At 53.0% G+C, this 10953-nt stretch carries 8 protein-coding genes; all 8 read right to left on the bottom strand.

Going from position 1 to position 10953, the window contains the following annotated elements:
- Positions 1-62: 62 nt before the first annotated feature.
- Positions 63-1847 (bottom strand): acyl-CoA dehydrogenase family protein, encoded by a 1785-nt coding sequence (locus NTZ04_01015; GenBank protein MCX5990904.1) that lies wholly within the window; start codon positions 1845-1847, stop codon positions 63-65.
- 14 nt (positions 1848-1861) lie between these two features.
- Positions 1862-3040, bottom strand: a complete 1179-nt coding sequence (locus tag NTZ04_01020) for a thiolase family protein (protein ID MCX5990905.1) — start codon at positions 3038-3040, stop codon at positions 1862-1864.
- 24 nt (positions 3041-3064) lie between these two features.
- Positions 3065-5509, bottom strand: coding sequence for a 3-hydroxyacyl-CoA dehydrogenase NAD-binding domain-containing protein (locus tag NTZ04_01025; GenBank protein MCX5990906.1), 2445 nt, complete (start codon positions 5507-5509; stop codon positions 3065-3067).
- A 139-nt stretch (positions 5510-5648) separates the two neighbouring features.
- Complete coding sequence (locus tag NTZ04_01030; GenBank protein ID MCX5990907.1) at positions 5649-6209, bottom strand: MarR family transcriptional regulator; 561 nt, start codon at positions 6207-6209, stop codon at positions 5649-5651.
- Between the two features lie 302 nt (positions 6210-6511).
- A complete protein-coding gene (locus tag NTZ04_01035) occupies positions 6512-8101 on the bottom strand; it encodes a phosphoenolpyruvate carboxykinase (ATP) (protein MCX5990908.1) in 1590 nt (529 codons plus the stop codon).
- 331 nt (positions 8102-8432) lie between these two features.
- Entirely contained in the window at positions 8433-9269 is an 837-nt protein-coding gene (gene panC / locus NTZ04_01040; protein MCX5990909.1) for a pantoate--beta-alanine ligase, read from the bottom strand.
- Positions 9266-9838, bottom strand: a complete 573-nt coding sequence (locus tag NTZ04_01045) for a SagB/ThcOx family dehydrogenase (GenBank protein ID MCX5990910.1) — start codon at positions 9836-9838, stop codon at positions 9266-9268. Before NTZ04_01045 ends, panC begins: the two co-directional genes overlap by 4 nt.
- 5 nt (positions 9839-9843) lie before the next feature.
- A complete protein-coding gene (gene panB / locus NTZ04_01050) occupies positions 9844-10677 on the bottom strand; it encodes a 3-methyl-2-oxobutanoate hydroxymethyltransferase (GenBank protein MCX5990911.1) in 834 nt (277 codons plus the stop codon).
- Positions 10678-10953: the final 276 nt, after the last annotated feature.

The following is a 10953-nucleotide window of genomic DNA, read 5'->3' on the forward strand; positions in this document are numbered from 1 at the left end:
AATCCCCTCCTTTAAGCCGAATTGGGAAATCCGTCCCTTTCATGCCAGCCCCTTCTGGCAGCCTAGCAGATGAATTTCTCCGCAGCTATGATCTTGTCTGCGACACTCCTCCGTGCTGCTACAGTGTTCATAGGAGCAAACTGGGTGAGATTGGTCAGGTTCACCAGTTGTTTGTGGAGAGCCTCGCCCGTCTCTACCGCAGCAAGTGCCATCCTGGCATGGTCAATGACCCGTGCCATGGCATCATTGACGTATATCTTCACCATATCTATCTTGGTCTTTGATGCCTCCTGGCCATGGCCTTCGATGGACTTCAGGGCTCTCAGCAGACCGCTCTCCATGGCATAGGCTTCAATGGCGATGTCGGCCAGACAGCCAATGATCTCCTCCTCCTCGCTGATAGCCTCGCCGTACTTGCCCACTGCAGCTCCGGCGATGACCAAGAAGGCCTTCTTGGCCCTGTCTATAAGCTGGCGTTGATATCCCAGAGGGCCATCATGGATCTCAGGAGAGACAGGCTTGATCCCCGGCATCTCTTTTTGCAGCTTCTCCATCGCGGCCAGCAATGGTATCTCATTCTTCAAGGCCTTCCTCATCAAGAATGCCACAGTGATGAGCCTGTTTATCTCATTTGTGCCCTCAAATATCCGTAAGATGCGGCTGTCCCGATATATCCTTTCCACCATATAGTCCTCAATAAATCCGTAGCCACCATGTATCTGAACCGCCTCATCAGCAACATAGTCCACTATTTCCGAGGCATAGACCTTATTTATGGAGCATTCTACAGCATACTCTGACAGGCTCTTAGCGCTCTGCCTGCCAACATCCTCAGCAGAGCGGTCCACCGTCTCCAGGATGGTCTCAACCAGCCCGCCGGTCCGATAGAGCATACTCTCGGCCATGTAGGTCTTTATGGCCATCTCGGCAATCTTGTGCTTTATCAGTCCAAACTGGCATATCGGCTTGCCGAACTGGACTCTTTCTTTGGCATATTTCACAGAGCTCTCCAGGGCCAGCTTGGCCACCCCTAGAGACCCGGACGCCAGCTTGAAGCGGCCCAAATCCAGTATATTGAAGGCCACCGTATGTCCCTTGCCGACTTGGAAAATGACGTTCTCGGCCGGGACCCTCACGTCCTCGAGGATAATGCTGACGGTGGATGTACCGCGAATACCCATCTTCTTTTCTTCCGGGCCTGTGGATATCCCCGGGAAACCCCGCTCCAGCACAAAGGCCGTCATTTTGTCGCCGCCCACCTTGGCATAGGTAATGATGATATCAGCATATCCTCCATTGGTAATGAACTGTTTAGTGCCATTGAGCTTGTAGTACTTGCCATCGGGCGACAACACCGCTGTGGTACGAAGTGACAGAGCATCTGTTCCCGCGCCAGGCTCTGTGAGGGCATAGGCTGCCACCTTTTCACCCCTGGCCAGAGGAGGAAGGTACTTCTCCTTCTGGCTCCTGGTGCCAAAGAAGACCAGCGGCGTGGTGCCAATCCCGGTGTGGGCATTTAAGGTCACGTTAAAGGAACCTGATCCGACCGAGTGTTCGCAGATCAACAGTGAGGCTATGATACCCAACCCCCCACCACCGTATTCCTCCGGCACATCCGCTCCGAGAAGCCCCAGTTCCCCTGCCTTTTGCATCAGGCGGCGAGCTACCCCGTAATCCTTGTGTTCCAATGCCTCCATATAAGGCGCAACTTCATTCTTCACGAAGTCCTCAGTGGTAACAATGATCATCTTATGTTCTTCACGGAAGTCCTCGGGCGTAAAAACCTCTTTGGCGGGAGTCTCTTCGACGAGAAACGCGCCTCCTTTTCTGATCACTTTCTCTGTCATGTTGCCCTCCTTCCTTACGGTTCTCTTTCAAAGACGGCTGCCGCCCCCATGCCCCCACCGATACACATGGTGACAATGCCGTACCTGGCTTTTCGCCGCTCCATCTCATAGAGGAGCTTGGTGGTGAGATACACCCCCGTGCAGCCCAGGGGATGGCCCAGAGCAATAGAGCCACCGTTGACATTAAGCTTGCCCGGGTCTATGCCCAACGTTCTGACCACATAAATGGATTGGGAGGCAAACGCCTCATTCAGTTCTATGAGATCCACCTGGTCGAGGCTGATCCCGGCATACTTCACCGCCTTGGGAATGGCCACCACCGGGCCTATGCCCATGATCTCCGGGTCCACTCCACCAACGCCGATGGACCTGAAAACGGCCATTGGTTTCAGTCCCAACTCCTTGGCCTTCTCCCGTGACATGACCACTGCCGCCGCCGCTCCGTCATTCATGGGACAGGAGTTTCCTGCCGTCACCGTCCCCCCAGCCCGGAAGATGGGCCTGAGTTTGGAGAGGGCCTCCAACGAAGTATCCGGCCTGACACACTCATCCTTATCAAATATCTTCTCACGGCTCACGGCCTTGCCGCCTTCGAAGCCGCGGTCTACCACCTTCAACGGCAGAATCTGTTCTTTGAATCTACCATCAGCCTGCGCTTTGACTGCCTTCTGATGGCTTTCCAGAGCAAACGTATCCTGATCTTGCCGGCTTATCTTGAACCGCTGGGCGACATTCTCAGCCGTCAGCCCCATGGTTATGTAAGCTCCAGGCCAAATCCCCACCAGGTCAGGATCGGGGAGCGGCTTGTTTCCCCCCATGGGGATCAGGCTCATGTGGTCCGCACCCGCAGCTACTACGACATCAGCAAAGCCACACATGATCTTCTGACTGGCAATGGCAATGGCCTCCAGACCAGAGGCACAGTATCTATTGACCGTGATACCGGGCACCCTGGAGGGCAGCCCTGCTTTGAGAGCCACGACGCGGCCCAGGTTCATGCCAGCCTCTGCCTCAGGGAAGGAGCAACCTATGATGAGATCATCGATTTCTTCAGGCTTTAGCCCTCTGGCCTTCTTGACAGCTTCCTTCACTACTTCCGAAGCCGTGTGCTCTGGCCGGCTGTTTTTGAGGCTGCCGTTATTGGCCCTGCCCAAGGCTGTCCTCACTACCGATACTACGACTGCTTCCTTCATTATCTTATCTCCTTGCCCCAGCGATTAGTTTCTCAGCGGCCTGCCGGTTTCGACCATGCTCTTCAACCTGGCTTGAGTCTTCTCTTCACCGGCAAGCGAGAGGAATACCTCCCGCTCCAGGTCCAGCAGGTATTCCTCGGTTACCAGGGTGTTCTGGTCGAGGTCACCGCCGGTGATCACATAGGCCAGCTTCTTCGCCAGATGGGCATCGGTCTCAGTAATATACCCCGCATCCCGCAATAGATAGACCATCAGTTCCAATACGGCTCTTCCTGTTCTGCCGACTACCCTGATATCGTCCCTTCGCCGCGGCGGACGGTAGCCCTCCCCGGCCAGAGAAAGCACCGATTGCCTGGCATCATAGAGCAGGTGGTCCAGGTTCATGGTGATCTTGTCATGGGGGCTCATATACCCTATACCCTGGGCATCCCGCGCAGAGTTGGACACTTTGGCTGTGGCTATGGTCTCAAAAGCTCGCGCCACGTAGGGGATAAGGTCAGGGCGGCCTCCACCGGGTGCTGCGCTGGGAACACTCGATGGTACCCAGTCAATGGCTCTGAGAACCATCTCCTTGGTGCCACCCCCACCGGGAATCAGGCCGACTCCCATCTCCACCAGGCCCATGTAGGCCTCGGCATACGCCCTCACCATGCTGGCGGCCAGGCAGACCTCACAGCCTCCTCCCAGCGTCATGCGGAAGGGCGCAGCCACCACCGGTTTCTCCGAGTATTTAATGCGCATGCAGCCCTGCTGGAAGTCCTTCACCGCCTGCTCCAAAGCCTTCCAGTCTTTGTTCATGGCAAGGCCATAGATCAGCTTGACATCAGCCCCCACACAGAAGTTGACGCCCTGGTTGCTGATAACCATCCCTTCCCAGTTCTCCTCCACCTCCGCCACGCTGTCGTTCATCATCTGAATGACATCACCATCGATGGCACTGTTGGCAGTATGAAACTCCAGGCAGACAACGCCATCGCCCATGTCCAGCAGGCTGGCTCCTGCATTGGAACGGACCACTCTTCCTTTCTTCCCCTTCACCGAAGGCAGGAGGATAATCTGCGGCTTCTCCTCAATCTCTACATAATCCGATTTCGCAAAGTCAAAGTAATAGTGCCGCCCGCGCCGCTTCTCATAGAACCGCTCCTTTCCAGCCGAGAGCATGTGCTCAATATTAGCCGGTATCCTCTCTCCTTCCTGTTGCATCCTTTCCACAGATTTCCGGAGACCAATGGCATCCCAGGTCTCAAAGGGGCCAAGCTCCCAGTTGAACCCCCACCTCATGGCCTGATCCACAGCCAGGATGTTATCCGATATCTCAGGAACCTTCGACGCACAATAGAGGAGCATCTTCTTGAGCACCTTCCAGGCAAAACGCCCGGCCCGGTCATCCGAATAAACAAGCTTCTGCAAGCTCACAGCAGGGTCAGCCACGCGCTTGAGCTCATCAAGAAGGGGTAGATTGGCTTTTCTCTGCAGGACGTATTCCATAGTGTTGTAGTCCATAGAATATATCTTGGTTCCTGAGAGATCTGTCACTTTCTTATAGAAACCCTTTTGCGTCTTGTCTCCAAGGAGGCCAGCCTCCGTCATCTTCGTCAGCAACGATGGGACAGCGAAAGCCTCCTTCTCGGATGCATCCTGGATATTGTCCCGCACGTTCTGGGCCACCTTGATGAAGACATCCAGCCCCACCATGTCGGCTGTCCTGAAGGAGGCGCTCTTCGGCCTGCCCATGGGAGGCCCCGTTATGGCATCCACTTCCTCAATGGTATAGCCAGCCTCCAACATGTCCCTGATGCCCATCAGCATGGCATAGGCACCAATCCTATTGGCGATGAAATTGGGCGTGTCCTTGGCAAAGACAATGCTCTTGCCCAGCCGCTTCTCGCAGAAATCAGCCATGAAGGAGAGCACCTCTTTATCGGTGGACATCGCAGGGATGATCTCCAGGAGCTTCATATGCCTTGGCGGATTGAAGAAATGCGTTCCCAGAAAGTGTGCCCTGGTCTCCTTCGACAGCCCTTCCGATATTTTCTCTATAGAGAGTCCTGAGGTGTTCGTGCTCACAATAGTGCCGGGTTTGATGACAGACTCAACCTTTTTCAGCAACTCCACCTTTATCCTGATGTCCTCTGCCACCACCTCGATAACCCAGTCAACATCTGATAGCCACGCCATATGGTCCTCAAAGTTGCCCGGGGTAATCAATTTGGCATCCTGTGGAACAAAGAAGGCGGGTGGGCTGGCCATGAATGTATTGTCTATGCCCGTCTTCGCCAGCTTGTTCCTGAACTCGGGCGATTCTCTGGTCAGTCCCTTCTTGATATCCTTCTGATCAAGTTCTTTCGGTACGATATCCAAGAGACAGGTAGGGATATCGACACCAGCCAAGAGTGCTGCGATCTTGCTGCCCATTACGCCAGCGCCGAGGACTGCGGCTTTCCTGATTCTCATCTTCGCTTTCATCATAGATCCCTCCATAAAATATCAGAGTGAAAAGAAACAATGGCATAGTAGCCTAGCTGAAGAAGATGGAGATGCCCAAGATAAGGAGTCATCGCTGCAATTCACCCCCCCCTGCAAGCAGCTTCCTTATGGCTGACTACAATCAGCCAGCACCGAATTCAATATCCGAGAATCTGCTATCTGAAGATAAAACTACTGTTGACGTCTCCTGATCCAAGGATTTCGCAAGTTGGGCGCGTTTATCTTGGTCATACTTGCGAAACACCTCTTGCTCGACAGCCTTAACCCCATTCAGAAATGCGCCCAAGCCCCCAATCAATGCCTCTTGCTCAGCAGGGCTAATCCGCTCCAGAACCTGCGCCAGCAAAAAGTAGCTTTCGCGATATGCCCGGTCACATGCTTCTCGCCCCTTTGTCGTTATCTTGAGACGAGTCACCCGTCGATCCCTACGGTCATCGGCTCTTTTCACCAGTCCCTTTCTAACCAGTTCATCAACTATACGCGTAGCCGCAGACTGAACAATGAACATGTCCTTTGCAAGTTCACCCATGGTAAGACTGTCTTTCTTCAAGACCGTCGTCAGCGCCTGGGTCTGCAAACTGGTAAGATCTAAATCCGAACCGGTCCTTGTTCTGTGAAGTCCGACCTTTGCCAGCACCTCGCGAAGCAGGGGCAGAAGCCTCAGCAAATTGGCTTCGTTCATCGGCATCCTAGATGCTCCTTCGCACAATACCGCCACAAGATTGTCTTGCATTTATTTATCAATGATAACTGTAACATATAATTAATATTTCACATTGTCAAGTGTATGGGCACCTAATAGTGGCGCAACGTATTTTGTGTAAATTCCCTAATGCTAAAGGGACGGGCGTATCCTCCAGGGACAGGAAAGCGAAAACCAGAGAAAGGAGGGCCACGCCCCGGTGAAAACGCTCCTCGCATGAGCGCGATTAGGAACAGTCAGAGACACCGCCTCGAACGTTTCCACATCAGAGAATGGTCTGACTAAAAGACCTTCCTTATGTCGGGATGCAGCCTGCTGCCCATCTGTTCGATAGTCTCGTGTCTTAATCTGTTGAGTTCCCTCATTTCGGCTTCGAACTCCGCGCGAGAGTACAGCAACTCAGGGTGGAAGTAGATATCGTCCACCAACCTCACTGCTGCGGGAACTTTGAAACCGGACGGAGATTCTACCCAGTCTTCCAGCCCTCCCCTCAGCAGAGAATCGAGGATGGCCAGCGTATATTCCAGTTTTATCTGCCGGTAATGTTCCCCCTCACCTATACCGCTGGTATTGATGAGGTAATAGTGCATATGAGGAAGGCCCCTCAGTATTCCATAGAATATGTTCGCGTGTTCTGCCTTATCACCTGCCATAAACGGGTCATAGAAGAACTCGGTTCTGATGGTTCCTGCCCGGGTTGGATCGCCGGCTGATGACTCCATAGCCTGGCCCAGAATCATGAGTGCCACCGTCTGCTCCAGAGTCAGCCTGGCTATCGCCGGGATCAGAGGTCCCCTGGTGAGGAGAATCAGGTTATCCACCCTTTCAACATCGATATGAGTGCTGGCATGCATGAAATCTCTTCTCTGGATGACCGCCCTTCCATTGGAAGTTATATCCAGGTTGTAGAGATCAAGGTCACCATCTTCTGTAACGTAGATGTTTTCGCCAAGGGTGCCCGGCTTGAGCAAGCCATAGTAGATCTCCGCCTGCTCCCCGGGATTGACACCATCTGTCTTCACAAATATGCCACCCATTTCAAAGCCGTGATAAGACCCGTCTGGCATTAGGGTACCCCCATCATCCTGCACCAGCCAGGACTTTTCCTTCTCTTTTTGGGCCAGTGTTTTGCCGGTGAGAGTGGTTTTTCCGTTAGCACTTAAGGAGGAAAGCAACGTCCTGGTCAGCCGATAGTCGCCATGCACTGATTGGAGGTAGTCCTCCCGGCAACCGGCGTGCAGGAAAATTCCACCCCTCCTGGTTTTGGCCACCCAGTCCTCCGAAGCAAAGACCCCCTTCTTGTATTCACCGATGTAGTTGCAGTTCCTGACCACCTTGATGACTCTGCCATCATCCAGCATAGCCAGCCTTATGGTGACATCCTTCTTAGGAAGGGGCTTTGATTTGTTGGTCTCGAAAGCCTCATCATTGAAGAATATGATCTCATAGTCTGGTTGCCCGACCCTTCGTTTTACCGGAATAAAAAGGTTCTTTCCCCCATAGGCAACATGCGCAAATTCCTCCGGGACAGTTACCCTCACCACAGTTTCACTCTCTTCATTGCCAACTGCCCTGTCTATGGAGATCAACTTCTTGGTGGCCAGTATCCTTTCGCATTGGGCCAAGAGTTCTTGCTCTTCTTTGCCAAAGGCATTGTCAACGCTATTCCGGGTAAACATCGCCGCCCGCGAGGTAGGCTCACTCCTGGCAACCATGTTTCCGTATATTGTTCTCCTGACGCCTGGCTCCCTCTCCACAATCCGTTCCAGTTCCTCATCAGGAGGGTTGTGCATCAAGCGGCCTTCCTCTGCTGCCTTCTTCCTGATCCGCCCGGCGGTTTTGGCAAATTGGCTCAGATCAAATCCTGTCATGTTAAGCCTCCAAAATGCTGGCTTTCCTGGTCAGAAGCGGGGGACACAGCACGCGATAAATTATTGCACGGTACCTGGTTGCAAAAATAGGCGCTATTTGTTTTGTGGAGGGAGACCCTTCGGCTTCGCTCAGGGTGACATATTGTATAAAAGTCAGGGTGACAAACCGCCTAAATGTCATGGTAACTTATCGCCCACTGCGTCGGGTCATCCTTCTGCAGAAGGACGACAGCCACCACTCTGGGTGTCATTATGAGCGCAGCGAAGAATCTCGGTTGTTACGCTGACTTGTGCGACCAGGCACCAGGGGGGTCGCCTACATGGTAGTAATCTACTCTCGTAAGGTCAAATTGTCTATCAGCCTTGTCTTTCCTACATAGACTGACAGAGAAACCAGGGCTGGTTGTTTTATCTCCGTTAGCTCCTTCAGCGTTTCCGGATTGGCTATGCTGATGTAGTCAATCCTGGCCAAAGGTTCCTTCCGGATCAAGTCCGTCATCTGCTGCCGCAGAATTCCAGCTTTTCTTTCTCCTTGTGACCAGAGCTGCTGGGCCAGATTGAGCGACTTCCACACAACCAGGGCTGACTGCCGTTCCTGCGGATTGAGGTAGACGTTGCGACTGCTCATGGCCAGCCCATCAGGCTCACGATGAGTGGGCACTACTACAACCTCCAGGTTCATATTCAGATCGGCCGCCATTTTCCTGACCACCACTACCTGCTGGGCATCTTTTTGACCAAAATAGGCCCTGGTTGGTTCTACAATATTGAACAGCTTGGCCACAACAGTAGCTACGCCCCTGAAATGCCCGGGGCGAGAAGCACCCTCAAGCCTCTCTGTCACCTTCAAAACATCAACCCAGGTACTGCATCCCTCAGGGTACATTTCCCCCGCAGAGGGCATGAACACCAGATCGGTTTCCTCTTTCTTCAATAGGTCCAAATCGCGTTCGGGATCCCGCGGATAACGGGCAAAGTCCTCCTTTGGGCCAAACTGCGTAGGGTTAACGAAGATACTCGCCACTGCAACTTCGTTTTCCGCCTTTGCGCGACGCACCAGAACCAGGTGCCCTTCATGGAGATAACCCATAGTAGGCACAAAACCAATGGTGCTATCTATACTTCGTCTGGCTTTCTTAAACTCGGCGATGGTTGTGAGGACTTTCATTCTGCGGGGTATCCCACCGGGATAATATAGAGGGGTCTCTGCTCCTCCGGCAGGGCAAGAATCTTGTGCACCTGATCATCATCGAAGGCACCAATAGGCACAGAACCCAGTCTCAAAGCTACGGCTTGAAGATGGATGTTCTGGGCCACATGTCCTACCTCAATACAAACATAACGGGCAGCCCGTTCTCCATACCGTCGGTCTGCCCTTTGATACTCAGCAGCAATAACTATGTTAATGGGCGCCTCCAGTACACATTCCACACCTAGCGCTGCCTCGGTAAGCTGGGGAAGTATATCACCTTTAACAGTTTGCTCCAGCTCATGCGATTGCGGTATGTAGTGATAAACGCCTTCCTTTGTCACCACATAAATCTCCAGAGGGTACAACCCCCCAGCCGATGGAGCGGTCCGAAACCCTCTCTGAAGCGTACCCTGGGCTGCCCATAGAAGCTGGGATATGTGCTCCTCGCTCAGTCGCATGGGCACAAACTTACGCCTGGACCTTCTCTTTTCCAGGGTCTCTTCTAACGAGGTGGTTCCCTTTTTCTTCGGGGGAGGAAGTTTCATCAACCCTACTCCTGTTCAAGCCCTGCCAAGAGGCCCTCATCCATAGAATGGCTCTCTTTTTCCGTAGGGAAGGTGCCGCCTTGCACCTCACCAATATAGTCAGATGTAGCTTTCTTGATTATGTCACCTAGCTTAGCATACTGCTTGGCATGCTTCGGTACAAAATCAGTGAAAAGCCCTAGGAGGTCACTGATGACCTGAACCTGCCCATCGCAATAAGGCCCAGCGCCTATGCCAATGGTGGGAACACTCGCCCTTCGGGTTATTATCCTGGCCAAAGGAGTGGGGATGGATTCGAGGACAATGGCAAAAGCGCCCGCGTCTGCAAGAGCACACGCATCCTTCACTAAACGGATGGCTGACTCCGGTGTTTTACCCTGAACCTTGAAACCGCTGAGCTGATGTACAGACTGTGGAGTAAGTCCAATATGCCCCATAACCGGTATGCCGCATTCCACTAACCGGTGCACTACCTCGGCCATCGGCTCACCACCCTCAAGCTTAACTGCCTGGGCCCCACCCTCCTGGATGAAACGGGCGGCGTTGTGAAGAGCTTCACCAATGCTGACCTGGTAGGTCATGAAGGGCATATCGCCAACGATAAGGGCCCGCTTTGTTCCCCTGACTACAGCCTTGGTATGATGCAGCATTTCTTCCATCGTTACGGGGATAGTAGACTCATAACCTAATATCACCATTCCCAGACTGTCCCCAACCAGAATAAGGGGCACACCAGCTTCATCAATCAGCTTGGCCGTAGCATAGTCATAGGCTGTGAGCATGGGTATCTTCTTACCCTTCTCTTTCATCTCCTTGATCTGACTTATCGTAACCCTCATCTCCCCTCCTTAATCCCCTGGAAGCTTTCCAAGCCTGTGACACTGATCTTCCGGCCTGCTAGAATCCTCCTTGAAAATACCACCGAATCCTCAGCCCGGCTTTGCCTGATGCACCGCCGGTATCTAGAGTTTCTTCAATGACATTCTCCCCGACGCAAGCGTCGGGGTATCACAGTAACCTTAGTTGGTCTTTGTGAATCTGAACATATTGAGATGCACGTCCTTGCTCTTTAACATATTTCCCGATGGCTTTTTCATTCCCGTGTTTCCCAACAG

It is taken from the genome of Chloroflexota bacterium (assembly GCA_026389585.1).
Lineage (GTDB): Bacteria > Chloroflexota > Dehalococcoidia > UBA2247 > RBG-13-53-26 > JAPLHP01.

Bases quoted from the DNA above. Each gene is read 5' to 3' on its own strand.
- panC (MCX5990909.1), bottom strand. From the start codon at position 9,269: ATGAAAGTCCTCACAACCATCGCCGAGTTTAAGAAAGCCAGACGAAGT.
- panB (MCX5990911.1), bottom strand. From the start codon at position 10,677: ATGAGGGTTACGATAAGTCAGATCAAGGAGATGAAAGAGAAGGGTAAG.
- NTZ04_01030 (MCX5990907.1), bottom strand. From the start codon at position 6,209: ATGAACGAAGCCAATTTGCTGAGGCTTCTGCCCCTGCTTCGCGAGGTG.
- NTZ04_01025 (MCX5990906.1), bottom strand. From the start codon at position 5,509: ATGATGAAAGCGAAGATGAGAATCAGGAAAGCCGCAGTCCTCGGCGCT.
- NTZ04_01035 (MCX5990908.1), bottom strand. From the start codon at position 8,101: ATGACAGGATTTGATCTGAGCCAATTTGCCAAAACCGCCGGGCGGATC.
- NTZ04_01045 (MCX5990910.1), bottom strand. From the start codon at position 9,838: ATGAAACTTCCTCCCCCGAAGAAAAAGGGAACCACCTCGTTAGAAGAG.
- NTZ04_01015 (MCX5990904.1), bottom strand. From the start codon at position 1,847: ATGACAGAGAAAGTGATCAGAAAAGGAGGCGCGTTTCTCGTCGAAGAG.
- NTZ04_01020 (MCX5990905.1), bottom strand. From the start codon at position 3,040: ATGAAGGAAGCAGTCGTAGTATCGGTAGTGAGGACAGCCTTGGGCAGG.